Annotated in this window: 19 protein-coding genes and 1 tRNA gene; 6 read left to right on the top strand and 14 right to left on the bottom strand. The window is 29.7% G+C overall.

Translation table 11 applies throughout. The features are described from left to right. Positions 1–138: 138 nt before the first annotated feature. Entirely contained in the window at positions 139–1,503 is a 1,365-nt protein-coding gene (locus GM3708_RS14130) for an NAD-dependent succinate-semialdehyde dehydrogenase (protein WP_066348269.1), read from the bottom strand. A 116-nt stretch (positions 1,504–1,619) separates the two neighbouring features. Continuing rightward, positions 1,620–2,963, bottom strand: a complete 1,344-nt coding sequence (locus tag GM3708_RS14125; protein WP_082714132.1) for a DUF3370 domain-containing protein — start codon at positions 2,961–2,963, stop codon at positions 1,620–1,622. Positions 2,964–3,001: 38 nt separating this feature from the next. Here GM3708_RS14125 and GM3708_RS14120 point away from each other — a divergent pair, with 38 nt between their 5' ends. Next, positions 3,002–3,208, top strand: coding sequence for a hypothetical protein (locus GM3708_RS14120; RefSeq protein ID WP_066348267.1), 207 nt, complete (start codon positions 3,002–3,004; stop codon positions 3,206–3,208). Positions 3,209–3,253: 45 nt separating this feature from the next. Here GM3708_RS14120 and dapB read toward each other — a convergent pair whose 3' ends face one another. Both dapB and GM3708_RS14110 read right to left on the bottom strand, forming a co-directional pair. Beyond that, positions 3,254–4,081: a 4-hydroxy-tetrahydrodipicolinate reductase gene (gene dapB / locus GM3708_RS14115; protein ID WP_066348266.1), complete on the bottom strand. Its 828-nt coding sequence runs from the start codon at positions 4,079–4,081 to the stop codon at positions 3,254–3,256. Between the two features lie 77 nt (positions 4,082–4,158). Then, entirely contained in the window at positions 4,159–4,569 is a 411-nt protein-coding gene (locus GM3708_RS14110) for a hypothetical protein (RefSeq protein WP_066348265.1), read from the bottom strand. Between the two features lie 422 nt (positions 4,570–4,991). On the opposite strand from GM3708_RS14110, the gene GM3708_RS14105 reads away from it, so the two are divergent. Then, a complete protein-coding gene (locus tag GM3708_RS14105; RefSeq protein WP_066348264.1) occupies positions 4,992–5,447 on the top strand; it encodes a response regulator in 456 nt (151 codons plus the stop codon). A gap of 41 nt (positions 5,448–5,488) precedes the next feature. Here GM3708_RS14105 and GM3708_RS14100 read toward each other — a convergent pair whose 3' ends face one another. The 5 genes from GM3708_RS14100 to GM3708_RS14080 all read right to left on the bottom strand — a co-directional run bounded on the left by GM3708_RS14100 (position 5,489) and on the right by GM3708_RS14080 (position 11,212). After that, the gene (locus GM3708_RS14100; protein WP_066348262.1) at positions 5,489–7,048 is read right to left on the bottom strand and encodes a bifunctional ADP-dependent NAD(P)H-hydrate dehydratase/NAD(P)H-hydrate epimerase; all 1,560 of its coding nucleotides are present in this window, start codon (positions 7,046–7,048) and stop codon (positions 5,489–5,491) included. Positions 7,049–7,370: 322 nt separating this feature from the next. Next, complete coding sequence (locus GM3708_RS14095; RefSeq protein ID WP_066348259.1) at positions 7,371–8,894, bottom strand: FAD-dependent oxidoreductase; 1,524 nt, start codon at positions 8,892–8,894, stop codon at positions 7,371–7,373. A 204-nt stretch (positions 8,895–9,098) separates the two neighbouring features. Next, positions 9,099–9,527 carry a hypothetical protein gene (locus GM3708_RS14090; protein ID WP_066348258.1) on the bottom strand — a complete coding sequence of 143 codons (429 nt, stop codon included), beginning with the start codon at positions 9,525–9,527 and terminating at the stop codon, positions 9,099–9,101. Then, positions 9,528–10,064, bottom strand: a complete 537-nt coding sequence (gene pgsA, locus GM3708_RS14085) for a CDP-diacylglycerol--glycerol-3-phosphate 3-phosphatidyltransferase (RefSeq protein WP_066348257.1) — start codon at positions 10,062–10,064, stop codon at positions 9,528–9,530. A gap of 29 nt (positions 10,065–10,093) precedes the next feature. Then, the gene (locus tag GM3708_RS14080) at positions 10,094–11,212 is read right to left on the bottom strand and encodes a branched-chain amino acid ABC transporter permease (protein ID WP_066348255.1); all 1,119 of its coding nucleotides are present in this window, start codon (positions 11,210–11,212) and stop codon (positions 10,094–10,096) included. Between the two features lie 103 nt (positions 11,213–11,315). Between GM3708_RS14080 and GM3708_RS14075 the strand changes: the two genes are divergently transcribed. After that, positions 11,316–11,729 carry a GFA family protein gene (locus tag GM3708_RS14075; protein WP_066348254.1) on the top strand — a complete coding sequence of 138 codons (414 nt, stop codon included), beginning with the start codon at positions 11,316–11,318 and terminating at the stop codon, positions 11,727–11,729. 160 nt (positions 11,730–11,889) lie between these two features. Beyond that, positions 11,890–13,026 carry an urea ABC transporter permease subunit UrtC gene (gene urtC, locus GM3708_RS14070; RefSeq protein WP_066348253.1) on the top strand — a complete coding sequence of 379 codons (1,137 nt, stop codon included), beginning with the start codon at positions 11,890–11,892 and terminating at the stop codon, positions 13,024–13,026. A gap of 34 nt (positions 13,027–13,060) precedes the next feature. Here the strand turns inward: urtC and GM3708_RS14065 are convergent, their stop codons facing one another. From GM3708_RS14065 to ureA, 3 genes are all read right to left on the bottom strand, one after another. After that, positions 13,061–13,342 carry a YiaA/YiaB family inner membrane protein gene (locus tag GM3708_RS14065; protein ID WP_066348252.1) on the bottom strand — a complete coding sequence of 94 codons (282 nt, stop codon included), beginning with the start codon at positions 13,340–13,342 and terminating at the stop codon, positions 13,061–13,063. 114 nt (positions 13,343–13,456) lie between these two features. Next, the gene (ureE, locus tag GM3708_RS14060; protein WP_066348243.1) at positions 13,457–13,903 is read right to left on the bottom strand and encodes an urease accessory protein UreE; all 447 of its coding nucleotides are present in this window, start codon (positions 13,901–13,903) and stop codon (positions 13,457–13,459) included. An 8-nt stretch (positions 13,904–13,911) separates the two neighbouring features. Further along, positions 13,912–14,214 (bottom strand): urease subunit gamma, encoded by a 303-nt coding sequence (ureA, locus tag GM3708_RS14055; protein ID WP_066348241.1) that lies wholly within the window; start codon positions 14,212–14,214, stop codon positions 13,912–13,914. A gap of 86 nt (positions 14,215–14,300) precedes the next feature. Here ureA and ureB point away from each other — a divergent pair, with 86 nt between their 5' ends. After that, positions 14,301–14,567 (top strand): urease subunit beta, encoded by a 267-nt coding sequence (gene ureB, locus GM3708_RS14050; RefSeq protein WP_066348239.1) that lies wholly within the window; start codon positions 14,301–14,303, stop codon positions 14,565–14,567. Between the two features lie 65 nt (positions 14,568–14,632). Here the strand turns inward: ureB and GM3708_RS14045 are convergent, their stop codons facing one another. Continuing rightward, complete coding sequence (locus GM3708_RS14045; RefSeq protein ID WP_066348236.1) at positions 14,633–15,193, bottom strand: DUF721 domain-containing protein; 561 nt, start codon at positions 15,191–15,193, stop codon at positions 14,633–14,635. Positions 15,194–15,199: 6 nt separating this feature from the next. Between GM3708_RS14045 and GM3708_RS14040 the strand changes: the two genes are divergently transcribed. Then, positions 15,200–16,099, top strand: coding sequence for a hypothetical protein (locus tag GM3708_RS14040; RefSeq protein WP_066348234.1), 900 nt, complete (start codon positions 15,200–15,202; stop codon positions 16,097–16,099). Positions 16,100–16,198: 99 nt separating this feature from the next. Here GM3708_RS14040 and GM3708_RS14035 read toward each other — a convergent pair. Then, positions 16,199–16,282, bottom strand: a tRNA-Leu gene (locus tag GM3708_RS14035). Between the last annotated feature and the right edge of the window lie 11 nt (positions 16,283–16,293).

Genomic DNA, 16,293 nt, shown 5'->3' with positions numbered 1-16,293 from the left:
TATAATAGATAAAAAATACTAGAAATACTTATGAAATAAGATTTATTTTTCAAGACACTAAAACCTATTTTATTTATATTTTTTAGAATTAGCAAAAAATAAAAAACTGTTACTTGGTGCGTCATTACTTACCTGTAATTATTTTTGCCAAACGGTTTTAATATTGACAAATTCTTGTATTCCCTCTATGCTTAATTCTCTGCCATATCCTGATTGTTTTATTCCTCCAAATGGTAAACGAGGATCAGATTTTACTAAACCATTAATAAACAATGCTCCTGATTCTATATCTCTGACAGCTATTTTAATATTTTCTTCGCTATTTGTCCAAATTGATGCACCTAAACCAAATAAAGTTTTATTAGCTAATTCTATTGCTTCTTTAAGATTACTTACTCTAAATAATAACGCCACAGGACCAAAAAATTCTTCACTCATCCCGGGAGAGTTTACAGGAATATCCGTCAAAATTGTCGGCGGATAAAAGTTACCTTTCCCATTTAAGATTTTCCCACCAATTAATGATTTTGCACCCATTTCAATGGTTTTTTTGACTTGATTCGCAATTTCTTGACAAATAGTAGGAGTTGCTAAAGGACCTATATCTATGGTATTATCTAAGGGATTTCCCATTTTGAGATTTTGATATTTTTCTAATAATAATTCTTGAAACTTATCAGCGATCGCATTATGCAAGATAAATCTTTTAGCGGCAATACAAGTTTGTCCATTATTTAAGATTCTAGCCATAACTGCCACTTCTGCGGCTTCCTCTATATTGGCATCATCCAAAACGATAAAAGGATCACTGCCGCCTAATTCTAACACGGATTTCTTCAATTTATCCCCGGCGATAGAAGCAACATTTTTCCCTGCTAATTCACTACCAGTAAGGGTAACTGCTTTGACTCGACTATCTCTTAAAACCGATTCCACCTGAGAAGATTGGATGAGTAAAGTTTGAAAAACCCCTTCAGGAAAACCAGCAGATAATAGAATAGATTCAATAGCTAAAGCACATTGAGGCACATTAGAAGCATGTTTAAGTAATCCTACATTTCCAGCCATTAAATTAGGAGATAGAAAACGAAATACTTGCCAAAAAGGAAAATTCCAGGGCATCACCGCTAAAATTGCACCTAATGGTTGATAGATAACATAACTTTTACTAGCATCAGTATCAATATATTTAGGAGTTAAAAATTTTGCCCCATTTTCTCCATAATATCGGCAAACAGAAGCACATTTATTAATTTCTGCTATACCTTGTTTGATGGGTTTTCCCATTTCTATCGTCATTAATTGTGCGTATTTTTCTGTGTTGCTTTCCAAAATTTCAGCCGCTTTAAATAATTTTTCTCCACGAAATTCTAAGGATGTGAGACGATAATCTTCAAAAGCAGAGACAGCTAAAGCTAATTTTTGCTCAATTTCTTTGCCGGTTAAAGGTGTAAAAGTTTGTAAAGTTTCCCCGTTAAATGGGTTGATAGTGGCGATAGACATTGTTTTTTTTGTTTTAATAACAATAACTAACTATATTTTAATTGTTTTATTCATTAAAATTACTACTAAAAAAGAGAAAAAAAGTAATTAATATTAAATATCAAGCATACAATAGATTATTCAGTAGTAACTGTCAAAATTTGTGGAGGAGTAGCATCAGGAGGATAAAGAAAATCAACGGATACTAATTTTTGTGACTGGGGAGGCATCGTTAAAGTGACTAAATTTTCGCCTTTTTCTCCTCTTTTTTGTACTAAATGAAAGTATTTTAAACGAGGAATGTTATTATCATCATTATATTTAACTTGTACTAAACCTCGAAAAAATGTTTGTGTCGGCAGAGGATTTAAAAAATTAACGCCAAGGATATCTTGTTTAACAGGTGTCGAAATGGCTATATTAACAATTTTATTTTCTTTGTTAGGGTTAAATAAGGGTAAAGTTAGGCTATACTGTACCCCATAATTACCGTGAGCACTATAAGCTGTGTCTGGGTATCTCACTAACATAGGTGCAGTTTGAACTTGATTAGTTCCTAATGTACCACCAATTAAAGTACTTAAACCATAAGAAAACGCTTCTCCAGAGTCGGGAATCGTCAGGATTTGATTTGAAGAAGAATCTGTTAAGTCAGTTTTCCATAAATTACCCTCAGAAACTCCTGCCACTCTGCCATAAATTCTTTTTCCTGATGCTTCTGGTGGGGTTGGCGGTAAGTCACGAGGAGAGGATAATGATTGATTTTCTAAAAGCTGTTGCCATTGAGAAAGACTTGGCGGATTGTCTTCAGTGTCTTGATACATGGCTAAACTAGCTAAATATACTTTCCCACTACTATATAATCTCATATAGGTAGAACGTCCGTTAATGGGCGGTGTTAAAGTTTGTACAGGAATTGGCAAATTTAGTAACATTTTACTTTCTCCTGCAGGAATTATTATTTCTGACGAGAATGTTTCTTGACGTTTCTTTTGTAAAATATCTCCCATAACTCGACTACCTGGTCCTGCATAGATGTTACTTCCTTCTGCTTTTGAGGGTAAAGTTATAAAAGGTGCATCGGGTTGACTTAGATAACTAGCGGCTTCAAATGTGTTAACCGTTACAGTTTCTGAGGAAGGATTATGTATAATAATGCCTAAGTATAAAGTCCTTTTATCATTTTCTGTTGATGGCTTAGCTACGTGATGGGCAAAAATATCAAATCTTCCTTGAAAGCCAAAGTTTAAGTGTGCTTCGGGATGATTTTTGTTATCCTTAGGAAAAGTAGAAAGTAAAATTCCTTCTCCTAATACTAATTCTGGACTATTACTATTAAATACGGGTATTTTATTTAATTGTCCGGATAATGGGCGTAAAATATTATTTTCTTCAGCAATTATTTCATTATTTTGAGCAACATTTTGACTGTAAAAAATAGGAGTATTGATAGGAATAAAAAAAGATAAAAGTTCTAACATTTCTTGATTAAATAATAATAATTAAATAAATATTTTTTATGGTAAATAGTGAAGATTTAGCAAAATATATTGAAAGCATTGATGGCATTTCTAAACCTTGGTTATTAGCACAAATAAGACTCAAAAAACTAGAAGAAAATAAACAATTTCTTTCTCCTGATGAATATTTAATTCAATTAAAAGATATTCATCAAGATGTTATGAATTTAGGAGAATGGTGGTTAACAGTTAACAATGAACAATGAACAATTTGTAATTGATAATTGTAGTTGATTTTTTACTTTTGTTCTTTATAATATTTTTTCTAAGCCATACACTAAAGATTTTAATTCCACAATTTTGCGGATAGATAATAATACTCCTTGCATATAACAGGATCGATCACTGGTATCATGACGTAAGGTATAAATTTGTCCTTGTGCGCCAAAAATGATTTCTTGATGAGCAATTAAGCCGGGTAAACGCACACTATGAATACGAATATTATCACCGCAAATACTACCCCTTGCACCTTCTAAATTTTCTGTTTCTTTTACTAATTGAGGATTATAAGTTTTACCCAAATCTGATAACATTTCAGCGGTTTTAATGGCTGTGCCACTGGGTGCATCAGCTTTTTGATTATGATGTAATTCAATAATCTCTACATGATCAAAATATTGTGCCGCTTGGATGGCGGCTTGTTGCATTAAAACCATACCAATAGAAAAATTAGGGATAATTAATACTCCCGTAGTAGCTTTGTCTGCAAAATCAGCTAAATCTTGGATTTGTTCAGATGATAGTCCTGTTGTACCAACTACAGGACGTATTCCATAGGCGATCGCACTTCTTACATTTTCATAAACACTATCGGGATGAGTAAAATCAACCATTACCCCTTGTATTTTATATTGGGTAGCCAAAACTAAAACGCTTTGTAAATCGTTAAGAATGGGAATTTCTAATTCTCCACAACCTGCCACTAAACCTACATCTTGCCCCAATAATGCAGGATTTTGATCGATTGCACCCACTAAGATCATATCATTAGCTGAAGCGATCGCTTTGATAACTTCTTTTCCCATTTTGCCACCAGCGCCATTGACAACTACGGGAATTAAATTTTCTTGATTCATAAATAAATTTTAATATTAATGGGAAAGGAAAATGAGCAACTATTAACTATCAACTATTAACTATTCATTGTCAAGTATTAAAAAGAAGTATTTTTCCCTTGAGTATCAATAAATTTAAAAATTTTAAGAGATTCTTCCTCTTGTGATTCGAGATTATTATTATTATCATCAATTTTATTATCGTGAGTTTCAGAATCAGAATATTCAAGATTAGTGGGTAAAATAGCTTCTTTTTTGATAGGTAATTTAGGTTGACTATCTATAGTAAAAATTTTATTTAATTCACTTTCAACGGATTTAACTAATTCTGGTTGAGATGCTAGAATATTTTTAATTTCTTGAGCATCGGTAAGAAAACCTTGTATTTTTTGCTTAGTTGCCAATAAATTTTTTTTCTTTTCAATTAATTCTTGTTGTTTAGCTTGTAAATGTTTAATTTGAGTTGATATATCTTGATCTAGTTTTGTAAAAACATTGGCATATCCCATGATAAACTTACCCTTATCTTTAAATGTTAATGATGACTATTTTGACAGTTATTACCTAACCAAAATAATTATATATTGATTATAGATAATTGATAATGAGGTGACACTCAAATTTCTTATAAAGAATCTAAATCATCAATGGACATCTGGGAAAAAAGAAATTTTAAATCAATTCTTGTTTAGAAATCATCAATTGTTATTATCATTACCCATTGCCTATTACCCATTGCCTGACTTCTGAAAAAAGTCTAATGATTAATATAATTTTATGTGAATAAGAGATAGCAGACAGATATTTGTTGATGGAATTGTATGGCTTAATCAAGGTAAGATTAAAGAAGACTAAATAATTAATGTAGTCCATTAATGGATAATCTTTTTGACAACTTTAATGCTATAATCTCCACCATCTAAATTTGACCATGTATTCATCAGAATTAATTAATCACGAAGAATCAATTATTTTAATAGTAGATGATTTAAAACAAAATTTAAAACTCTTAACCTTCATTCTCGAAGCAGAAAATTATCAAACGAGCTTTGCCTTAAGTGGTAGAGATGCTTTGGAAAGATTAACCGTATTAACTCCTGACTTAATTTTATTAGACTTAATGATGCCTGATATGAGTGGTTTAGAAGTATGCGAAAAGATCAAATCTAACCCTCAATATAAAGATATTCCCGTTATTTTTCTTACCGCCAGTCAAGAAGAACATCATTTAATACAAGCTTATAGTATGGGTGCTTCAGATTACGTAACCAAACCTTTCAAAAAACCAGAGCTATTGACAAGAGTTATGACACAATTAACTCTAAGAAGCCAAGCCAAATATATTGCCAAATTAACGGAAGAAATTAAAATTCTTAAAAATGGGTAAAAATGTAGAAAAACCTCTCCGAAACTATAATAATTACCTATTTAATTGTCAATTGTTAATTGCTTTATTGCCTTATTGATATAATCAGCTAAAGTAACCCCATCGACACCCATTTGAGTATGATTTTTTGCCGCCAAAATTCCTCCCCGTTGATGCAACCATCCTGCCGTAGCAACAACCTCATCAATAGAATGTTGACTTAAATCTGTTTGTGCGATTAAACCGCCAATAAATCCACTTAAGACATCTCCACTTCCGCCTCTAGCTAATGCAGAAGTACTTTCATTTATAATCCAATTTTTTTCGCCTTTATAACTTATCATCGTTTTTGTTCCTTTTAATAAAATCGTGCTATTAATTCTTTTAGCTGCTTTTTGTAATGTTATAAAACGATCTTTATTTAAGTCTAAATCAGGAAATAAACGCTTAAATTCTCCATCATGAGGTGTTAAAATTGTAGGATATTTTCTATTAGATAATAATTCTAAAAAATTATTTTTTAATAAGTAATAAAAACCATCAGCATCGATGATTAATGTTTTTTCACTATTTAATATTTGCTCAAATAATTGTTCTATAACATAATTATCTTGTTGTGAAATACCCATGCCAAAAACAATGGTATCATACTTATTTAAAGATAACATTTCTTCAGAAGGGAAGGTTTCTATATTAGTCTCAGATAAACCAATAACTAAAGCAAAAGGAAGATGATTAAGAATAAGCATTCTCAAAGATTCTGGCACAGCTAAAGTTAGCATTCCGACACCGCTAGTTTTTGCACCATATCCTGATAATAAAGCCGCTCCAGCATATTTTTGAGAGCCACAAATTAAAAGTAAATTACCTTGTTTATATTTATGAGTATTAATAGCGCGGGGTATAGGTAAAACGGCTTTAACTTTTCCTGAGGTGATTATTTTTATAGTGGGAGATTTATTAATTATTGCACTAATTAAATCTTCGGGAATACCAATGTCAATTATGTCTAATTTTCCTGTATATTGCCACACTAAAAATTGAAATAAACCAAGTTTCCATAACCCTAAACAGAGGGTATGGGATGCTTTGATGGCAACTCCTAAGACTTCTCCAGTATCAGTATGTATTCCTGAAGGTAAATCGATACTAATTACTAATTTTTTCCAACTATTAATAGATAAAATATCATCAGCTAAAAAATTATTTATAGGGCGATTTAAACCAAATCCAAAAAAACAATCAATAATTAAATCACAATGTTTTAAGTCATTAATATTATTAACAAAATCTAGTTCTAAATAGTGTGCATATTGTAGATGTTGGGCTGTTAAATCTTTAGATTTATGTGCTAAAGGAGTGTATAATTTAACTTGATAACTTTTTAAAAATAATTCTCTCGCAATAACTAAACCATCACCACCATTATGACCATTTCCGATTAAAAATCCAATTTTTTGATAATTATTCAAAGGATAATCTTGATTAATTTTTTGGCTACATAATAAAGCAGCTTTTTCCATTAAACTGGCAATTGGCATTCCTTGTGCAAACATTTTTCGCTCTATTTCCTGCATTTGATTCGCAGTAATAACTACTTCTTTGAGGTTATTAATATTCATAAGGCTTTTCTTTTATCCTTCGTCAAGATTTAACCCTCCTTAAACTCAATAATAGCTTTCTTATAGTAAATAAGTTTTTTATAAAAGATAAAATTAATATTTATTTAAGAAATAATATAATACTAGAATAATTTTCTCCACAAAAACTAATTATTCATAAAATTAAAAAATATAAATTCAATGGGGTTTTAATTTATTAAAAAGTTTGCATGGTAATCTTTACATTATTTGTGAATAGTTAAAGATTAAAAAATAAATCTGTAAGTTTTAGTATAGCTAATAACCAATAACTAATAATTCACATAGTAGGATTGCTATATGATTACTTAAATCCCGCACCATATTGCCACATATCTAACCAACGATGATAATAATATTTTTGTTGAGGAGTAAGATTTTTCATAAAAGGTTGTAAAGATTTAGCAACAGGATATAAACCACTATAAATGCCCAAATTTGAATAATGTTTCAACCAATCGAGAAGAATTGGTAAACCAATTTGAGGTAATAAAGGTAATACTAATTTCGGATTAACGAGGGGAAGAGTTTTTGTTAAACCAGAAAATTGCACTACATCTTGTAAAAATGGCTTTAACACATCATCTCCTAATTTATCCATAACCTCAAATACGCCACTCATTAAGTTATTGATTTGGTTGGGATTAATTTGGGCATCTATGGCAACACTCATGGTTTTTTGAAATAGCCACGTCACGGAAATATTAGGTTGATAGGGTTGAATTAAACCCAAATCTTTCTCTGTCAGAGTGTCATATTTTAAGGCAGAATCAATGGCGTAGGTTAAACGGGTTAAATGACGCATCATCGCTCCAAAACCACCAAAACTAACGGGAGATTGACTACCACTACTATCACCAACAGCTAATATTCTATTGTAATTAATTTTAATTGGGCTTTGGCGATAGGCGGGGAAAAATCCAAATAAAAAACGCTGAAAATCAATATTTTCTAAATCTATTTGCTGATATTTTGGTAATAATCGCAGATATTCATTCATCAAATCCGTTAAACTAATCCTATCAGGATGAGCATCAAGATAAGTAAATAAGTAAGTTGTGCGCCCATCTTTCGCAGGAAAAGCCTCCCAAAAATATTGACATTGATTTTGAATAGGAGTAAATGAAACAATTAAATCACCAGTTTCATTGTTAGTAAATCCTTTCCCACAACTACCAACAACTAAACAAACTCCTTCTGGTTTTTCTCCTTTTCTTAATTGCTGAATGATGGGGGAAAAATGCCCCATACTATCTATAAGTAATTTAGTTTTTAATTTTTGTTTATTAGTTTTAATAATGACCCCATTTTCCTTTACTATTGCATTATTAAAAACAGTATTTTCAAAAATAAAACCTCCTAATTGTAAAAACTTTTCCTTAATTTTGTTTATTAATAATTTAGGGCTAACTCCAATATTTAATACATTTTTAATCCATAATTCATAACCTTCATAAAAACTTATTCTTGCAGGGTTATATTCACTGACAATTATTATTTCTAATTCTTCTTGGGTTAATAATTCTAATTCTAATAAACAGTTTAATTCATGACGAGAAATATTCCATTCTTGATCTCTACCTTGTAGAATTCCTTTCTCAATTACCGCTATTTTATAACCTTTTTTTTGTAAAGTTGTGGCTAAAAATATACCTAACGTTCCTCCACAGATAATTATATCAAAATCAATATCAAGAATCTTCTCTTGACTGGAAAAAATTACGGGATTAATATTATTAACATTGGGTTGTATATGACGTAAATCAAACCATATTTTATCAACTATAGATAATCTTTGTTTGACATCTTCAGATAAACTAAAATTCATAGGAAAACTTTAAATATTGTATATATATAAAAACAAAATAATATAAAAAAGAGATAATAAATATATCGTAATCCTAGTATGTAAGTTTTTAGCTATCAGCTTTCAGATATAGTAAAATTTACAGATTTATTTTTTTATCTTGAATTATTAACTAATGATTTAAAGATTGCTATATTAAAAATTTATTGCTGATAACTAATTATATTAATTTTGCTGACAATAGCTATTAATATTTTCAACTAATGTTTTTTCTTCTTGAGATAATTTGAATATTTCTTGCTTATAAAGAATAGCTTTTTCTGTATCTTTCGTTTGAAAAGCAGTTATAAAGTTTCTAGTTATTTGACCATAATTTTTATAAATTCTTCCTAATTTTTTACTGTAATCTATTAATTTTTCATTTTTTAAATTTTTATCTAATATTTGTTGTGCTGATTGATCGAAGTTATCAGCTATTTTTAGTAATTGATTGACGTCTTGTATTTTTAAATTAGCTTGAGTAATTTCGGCTAATTTATCACTAACTTTTATGATTTTACCACATTCATTGGCTTTGGAGTTAAAACATCCTGTTAAACTAATATTAATAATCATTAAGAATAATAGTTGATTTTTTTTCCTATTTTTAATCATTTAGTTCTCAAGTTTAATTATTTTATCGGGAATGATATAGATAACACCAGAAATAATTGTTAAAAATAATGCTATCCAAAAAGAAATTAAGCCTATTTTTTGCCAAATACCAGGAAGAGGAATAATTAATAAACTAATAGCAATAATTTGCATAACAGTTTTGAGTTTTCCCCAAAAATTTGCACCTGAAATATTATCTTTTTTTGCTAATTGAGGATTAACTCTCCATCCTGCAATCACAATTTCTCTTACAATAATAATTAATACTGCCCATGCTGGTATTTGCTGACGTTCAATTAAAACTAAAAAAGGTGCTATCACTAGAATTTTATCTGTTAAAGGATCTAAAAATTTTCCTAATTCAGTGATTTGATTTAATTTTCTCGCTAAATAACCATCTAACCAGTCTGTTGCGGCGGCAATAATAAAAATTATAAAAGCTATCCACTGATAATTATTTTCTGGTTGATATAGTAAATACATTAATGGAATAACAAGAATAATTCTTGCTAATGTTATAGAGTTTGGTATGTTCATTTAATAGAAAATGTTTCTAATATAAATTATTAATTATTTAATGAAAGTTCTGCTTTTTTGCCTAAAATTCCTTGAGGACGAGAAATCATTAATATCATTAAAATTAAGCCGATTATCATGATTCTTAATGCTCCAACTTGAGCATCATTTATTATCTCTGAATTGCTAAAAATAAATCTTGTTAATGAATCATAACTCCAAAAAATAATTGATCCTAATATTACTCCTGCATTATTTCCTGAGCCACCTAAAACAACAATAATCCAAGCATTAAAGGTTAATAAAGTTTCAAAACTAGATGGATAAATTGTGGTTAATTGCCATGTATAAAAAGCTCCAGCAATTCCTGCAATTGCACCACCTAACATAAAAGATTGTAGCTTATAAAAAAAAACATTTTTGCCTAATGCTTTAGGTATTTCTTCATCTTCTCTAATCGCTTTTAATACCCTCCCCCAAGGAGAATGTACTAATAAATCTAAGCCATAATACACTACAGTTAAAGTAATTAAAATTAATAACATTAAACCTGCTTTATAATTATAATTATACAAGGCAATTATACCATTAATATAAGTAATTAAAATTAAAATTAAAGTTAAACCACTAGATAAATAAATATTTAAAACACTCGAAGGTTGATAACTTTTTCCTTGAATTTGTTTTCTTAAGCGTAATTGTTGACGAACATTTTTCCATAATTGCCACAAAACAAAAATTCCTAAAACAGAAAAAATGATAATCATCATTACTTTACCAAGTAGATTAGGTTGAAAATTCCCCAGAGGTAATTGATAACTTTGTATCCCAAATGTACCTTTTGTTAACCATTGTTCATTTTGTACTATTAAGCGAATCAACTCTGATACTCCAATAGTAACGATCGCTAAGTAATCTTCTCGTAACTTAAGAGAGGTTAAGCCGATCAATAATCCTAAAAGGGAAGCAAAAATAGCTCCAATAATCACGGCTGAGAAAAGAGGAAATCCTTTTTCTGCTAATAATACCGTCGTGTAAGCTCCAATAGTCATAAAAGCAACATGACCAAAATTAATTAATCCCGTAAAACCCCATTGCAAATTTAAACCTAAAGCAAATAAAGCATAAAGACTAGCGGAGATTGTTAAAAAAACTAGATATTCAACCACGTTTTACCTCAAAACACTCAAAAACAACTATTCATAATAACCTGTGATTGCAATACTTATTTTTGAAATAAGATAAGATTAAAAAAACTCAGAGGTGTTTCTTATGACTCAACATAAAACAGGTGGTTGTCATTGTGGTGAAATTAGATATAAATTCAATGACAATCCATTAAATGCCGTATTTTGTTATTGTAAAGATTGTCAAAAAACAAGTGGTTTAGATAAAGCATTTTCTTTATTATTGAAAATTGATTCTTTAGAAATTACGAAAGGAAATCCTAGTATTTATACAACCATTGCTGACAGTGGAAATGAATTGAAGCGTTATTTTTGTTCAAAATGTGGTAGCACTCTTTTCGGTAAATCTGAGGCTTTAGGTATAATTGGTTTAGCCGTGGGTAATTTAGATGATTCTGATGAATATAAACCTAAAATGGCTATCTTTACTAAATCTGCACCGAAATGGGCTGTTATTCCCGATGATATTCCTAATTTTCCTGAGAGTCCACAGTTTTAATATTTTTAGCTTCTATTTGATGACTATAAAATTTATTCCTAAAATGATTTCAAGATTTAAGTAACGGTTTTTGTATTAAAAATCACTAAATAGAGATCTTAATCTGTTCATAATATGGTGGATAAATTGTCAATATTCATTATGAAATGGTAGCAACAAAATGCTAAATAATACCCTTGCTCAAATTAGGGAAAATAAAAAACAAAAATTATTTATAGAAATAGGTGCGATCGTAGCTATAGTAATTATTTTTGTAATAATCTTGCCCTTGATTATAAGTGCTTTTCGGTTACAGTTATTAGGAAGATTTTTAGCCTTAGCTATCGTCGCATTAGGTATCGATTTAATTTGGGGTTATACAGGATTATTGAGTTTAGGTCATGGAATTTTTTTTGCATTAGGAGGTTATGCTTTTATGATGCACTTAAAATTGCAAATACCAGAGGGAGAATTACCCGAATTTTTTAATCTCTATGGAGTGACTGAGTTACCTTTCTTTTGGCAACCTTTTCACTCTTTTCCTTTTACTTTTATTGCTATTTTCGTTATCCCCGGCATTGTTGCTGGTTTACTAGGTTATTTAGTTTTTCGTAATCGCATTAAAGGAGTTTATTTTTCGATTTTAACTCAAGCAGCGTTGATTGTATTTTATAATTTTTTCAATGGACAACAAAAACTAATTAACGGTACTAATGGATTAAAAGTTGATAAAGAAAGTATCTTTGGTTTCTTAGTTAGTGAACCTTCTACTCAAGTTTTATTTTATCAATTTACTATTATTTTTTTATTGTTATCTTATCTTCTTTGTCGTTGGTTAACTAGCGGTAGATTTGGTAGATTATTAATAGCCATTAGAGATGATGAAAATAGAGTTAGATTTTCAGGATATGATCCTACTTGGTTTAAGGTTTTAGTGTTTGCCATTTCCGGTGCAATAGCAGGAATTTCAGGAGCTTTATATACCGTGCAAACATCTATTATTACTCCTAGTATCATGGAGGTAGCTTTTTCCATCGAAATGGTTATCTGGGTTGCTGTAGGAGGTAGAGGAACTTTATTAGGTGCAATTATCGGCACATTATTAGTAAGATTAGGACAAAGTTTTCTCAGCGAAAAATTCCCCGATATTTGGTTATTTTTTCAAGGAGCATTATTCTTAATAGTTGTAACAATTTTACCTAGCGGAATTGTTGGTTGGTGGCAAAATTGGGCATGGATAAAATTACAATCAATTTTAGGTTTAAATCCCCCTTTAATTACCTATCCTTCCTTAGAAAAAAATCCAGAGGAAACCTAATTATTAATTATTCTTAATTAACTATCTATATTTTTTAATTAACTTGATTATGTTCTGCCAAAATTCTTTCTACTTTTGCTTCTTCAAGTTTAGCAATAATTCTACTAGATTCATGAAGATCTCTTTGAGTTTTTGTGAGACTAACTGTCGAGCCAATGGAAAAAAGTAACCCCATTCCCATGTAACCTTTAATCCAAATGTCCACAGGTAAATAGATTATACCAATAGAAGTTGCACCAATGGAAAGAATAAAAGACAACCAAGTTTGAATTACCCAAGCACTACTATGACTTTGATTAAAATTTTCTTTTCCCATGATTAATAACTATTCAAAATAAAGTTTCTACCATGATTATAGTAGTCAATATTTTGAGGTAGTTTATGGAATAGACAGTTTATAAATTGGACTATCCTAATGATAATAACTATGTCAATGCTTATATGCTCCAAATTCGGGGAAAAATGGTGCTAATTCTTCATATATATTTAATCCCAGTTTGATAAGCATTGACTCCAGAACATGATCAGGAGAAAATCTTAAATAATTATCATTGATTTCAAGACTAACATGACGATTTCCTAAGTGATAAGCCGCTTTTAATAATGTTAATTTAGAATCAGATTTAACTGTAATAACAGGTTCTAACTTTGCTTTAATGAGGACAAAAAAGTTAGCTTGATCATTAGTTAATATATCTCCATCGTTTAATATTAATCCCCTTTCTAAGTTCAACTTAATTATTTGTATATCTTCAGAATCAACTGATTTTAACTCAATACTATATTTAACTTTAGTTCTTTCTTCCGCAGTTAAATTAATGATTAAATTAGGTTTATTATCAGAGATCAAATCTATTTTTTTTGTCAGAATAATCATTACTAATATTAACTAATTGGATTATGAACAGTAACTAATTTTGTCCCGTCAGGAAAAGTAGCTTCTACTTGTACATCTTCAATCATTTCTGCGATACCTTCCATCACCTCATTTTTTGTCAATAAGGTTGTGCCATAACTCATTAATTCTGCTACAGTTTTACCTTCTCTTGCACCCTCTAAAATTGCAGAAGAGATATAAGCAATAGCTTCAGGATAATTCAACTTTAAGCCTTTTGCTTTGCGTCTTTCTGCTAATAATCCAGCTGTAAAAATTAGTAATTTATCTTTTTCTTGGGGAGATAATTGCATATATAAAAAGATTGATATTTTTAGTTTTTAATACAAAATTTTATTTTATAATAAAATCAAATTATTAACCTTATTTTTTATTGATTATGATTCCAGGAGAAATATTTACCCAAGAAGGTGACATTGAGTTAAATCAAGGCAGAAAAATTTTAATTATTACCGTTGCCAATACAGGCGATCGCCCCATCCAAATTGGTTCACATTTTCCTTTTATAAAAGTCAATCAATCCTTACGTTTTGATAGAGAAAAAACTATGAATATGAGGTTAAATATCCCCGCAGGTACAGCTATTCGTTTTGAGCCCGGAGACGAAAAAGAAATAGAATTAGTAATGGTAAAAAGTACTAATTAGTGATTAACTAATTAATTGAAATCACCAAGCCTTAATTATTAGTTGCTGAAAAACCACTTTTAAATTTATTCCATTAATCCTAATTCCGAGGAATTTTCTTGTTGAAAACAAATTATACAAATACCCCAACGTTTTAATTCTCCTTCAGGGCAATTAGTTTTACAATGAGGACAAGTTTTCCATACAATTGCTCTTTTTTTGACAATTTCTAGCCATTTCTCTAAGACTTTTTGAGGAGTATCTGTAGGAAATAAATTTAAGGAAGATTCAGGAATAATAGTGCTAGGATGTTCTTTATTATGATCTTCTTTATCAATCGGTATAGTTTGATTCTGATACCATTTTACCGATGCAAAATGTAAATCATTAATAGGAGATTCTACACAACGATTAATTTTGATAATCAGAGAGCGTCTTTGTAAGTTTAAATCTTGAGACCATGATGAACTAGATGTTGCAATAAATAATATATCATCTTTCAAAGAAACTGGGCGAGTATTTTGTGCTATTTTTTTATTAATTATTTGATACCAAAATTTAGTTAACAGATGGTATCTCTTCTGTTTTTCCCATTCAGGTTGTGAGAGAATTTGATTTAATAATTTGTCAATAGAATAAAGTGTCATTATATTATGAATTTATCAGTAGTGCCAGTACATCCACAAATCAAAAAAATTATTCAAAACCTTGATTTAGACTTAGGTTTAGAGTTAGATAGATATGAAAATAGTCATTATCAAGAATCTATCTCTGCTATCGATCCTATTGTAGAAGAATTTATCTCTTCCCCTGAAAAAAAACTTAATCATCAAGAGTTGTCATCATCTTTAGTTTATAATCCTAATGATATTGATTCAGAAGAGGCTATTCCCGTCGCTTCTCGTCTTATTAATAGTAGCTCTTCAATTTTAGATATAATACTAACTCCTTGGGGTATAATCGGAATTTTATTATTTTTTGGTGCTAATATTTTTATTTTTTTTAGCCTAGATGAAGAAAGTTTAATTGATAATAATCAAGTAAGTAACATCACTGAAAATAATCTTAATTTTCCAAATACACAAAAAACAGAAAATAATAACAATAATATTAATTTAGATAATATCAAAAAAAATCAAGATATTGCTCCTCAAACTATCTCCTCATTACCAGAAATAAATAACTCTATTTCTAAGAATAGTTCATCTCAAAATTCTTCTATTTATCCTGATTTAAAAAGTGCTTTATTCGCAGAAATAAATAAAACTCAACAACCATCATCTTTATCAAATGATCAGAAAAATACTCTTCCAACTTCTATTAATTCTTCTAATTCAAAAATAGAAAAAAAATATTATTTATTAAGTAATTATCAAAATATGGATAATTTTAACCGTATTAAAAAAATAGTACCTAACGCCCTAATTATGAATCTAAATCAAGAAATGAAAATTCAACTAGGATTATTTAATACAGAAATTGAAGCTCAAAATCAAGGAGATAAACTAAAAAATCAGGGTATCGAAGTTTATATTCAGCCTATTAATAATTAATAATTAGAATCTACTTATAGAAAGATGATAGCAAAAGGTTGATAGCTACTTTCATCAAAATAAAATTATTGTTCATCAGAGCCTAATTCTATCCTAAAGTGCGGAACTCGGGACTTGAACCCGAAAGTCCTTACGAACACTAGAATCTGAATCTAGCGCGTCTGCCAATTCCGCCAGTTCCGCATTACTTCTTT

The sequence above is a fragment of the Geminocystis sp. NIES-3708 genome, from assembly GCF_001548095.1.
In the GTDB taxonomy this organism is placed as follows: Bacteria; Cyanobacteriota; Cyanobacteriia; order Cyanobacteriales; family Cyanobacteriaceae; genus Geminocystis.
Note: the sequence above shows the minus strand (reverse complement) of the source record. Positions and strands in the feature narration are given on the sequence as shown.

What these genes read in the sequence shown, in the direction of transcription:
- GM3708_RS14130 (WP_066348269.1), bottom strand. Translation starts at nt 1,503, where the DNA reads ATGTCTATCGCCACTATCAACCCATTTAACGGGGAAACTTTACAAACT.
- GM3708_RS14125 (WP_082714132.1), bottom strand. Translation starts at nt 2,963, where the DNA reads ATGTTAGAACTTTTATCTTTTTTTATTCCTATCAATACTCCTATTTTT.
- GM3708_RS14120 (WP_066348267.1), top strand. Translation starts at nt 3,002, where the DNA reads ATGGTAAATAGTGAAGATTTAGCAAAATATATTGAAAGCATTGATGGC.
- dapB (WP_066348266.1), bottom strand. Translation starts at nt 4,081, where the DNA reads ATGAATCAAGAAAATTTAATTCCCGTAGTTGTCAATGGCGCTGGTGGC.
- GM3708_RS14110 (WP_066348265.1), bottom strand. Translation starts at nt 4,569, where the DNA reads ATGGGATATGCCAATGTTTTTACAAAACTAGATCAAGATATATCAACT.
- GM3708_RS14105 (WP_066348264.1), top strand. Translation starts at nt 4,992, where the DNA reads ATGTATTCATCAGAATTAATTAATCACGAAGAATCAATTATTTTAATA.
- GM3708_RS14100 (WP_066348262.1), bottom strand. Translation starts at nt 7,048, where the DNA reads ATGAATATTAATAACCTCAAAGAAGTAGTTATTACTGCGAATCAAATG.
- GM3708_RS14095 (WP_066348259.1), bottom strand. Translation starts at nt 8,894, where the DNA reads ATGAATTTTAGTTTATCTGAAGATGTCAAACAAAGATTATCTATAGTT.
- GM3708_RS14090 (WP_066348258.1), bottom strand. Translation starts at nt 9,527, where the DNA reads ATGATTAAAAATAGGAAAAAAAATCAACTATTATTCTTAATGATTATT.
- pgsA (WP_066348257.1), bottom strand. Translation starts at nt 10,064, where the DNA reads ATGAACATACCAAACTCTATAACATTAGCAAGAATTATTCTTGTTATT.
- GM3708_RS14075 (WP_066348254.1), top strand. Translation starts at nt 11,316, where the DNA reads ATGACTCAACATAAAACAGGTGGTTGTCATTGTGGTGAAATTAGATAT.
- urtC (WP_066348253.1), top strand. Translation starts at nt 11,890, where the DNA reads ATGCTAAATAATACCCTTGCTCAAATTAGGGAAAATAAAAAACAAAAA.
- GM3708_RS14065 (WP_066348252.1), bottom strand. Translation starts at nt 13,342, where the DNA reads ATGGGAAAAGAAAATTTTAATCAAAGTCATAGTAGTGCTTGGGTAATT.
- ureE (WP_066348243.1), bottom strand. Translation starts at nt 13,903, where the DNA reads ATGATTATTCTGACAAAAAAAATAGATTTGATCTCTGATAATAAACCT.
- ureA (WP_066348241.1), bottom strand. Translation starts at nt 14,214, where the DNA reads ATGCAATTATCTCCCCAAGAAAAAGATAAATTACTAATTTTTACAGCT.
- ureB (WP_066348239.1), top strand. Translation starts at nt 14,301, where the DNA reads ATGATTCCAGGAGAAATATTTACCCAAGAAGGTGACATTGAGTTAAAT.
- GM3708_RS14045 (WP_066348236.1), bottom strand. Translation starts at nt 15,193, where the DNA reads ATGACACTTTATTCTATTGACAAATTATTAAATCAAATTCTCTCACAA.
- GM3708_RS14040 (WP_066348234.1), top strand. Translation starts at nt 15,200, where the DNA reads ATGAATTTATCAGTAGTGCCAGTACATCCACAAATCAAAAAAATTATT.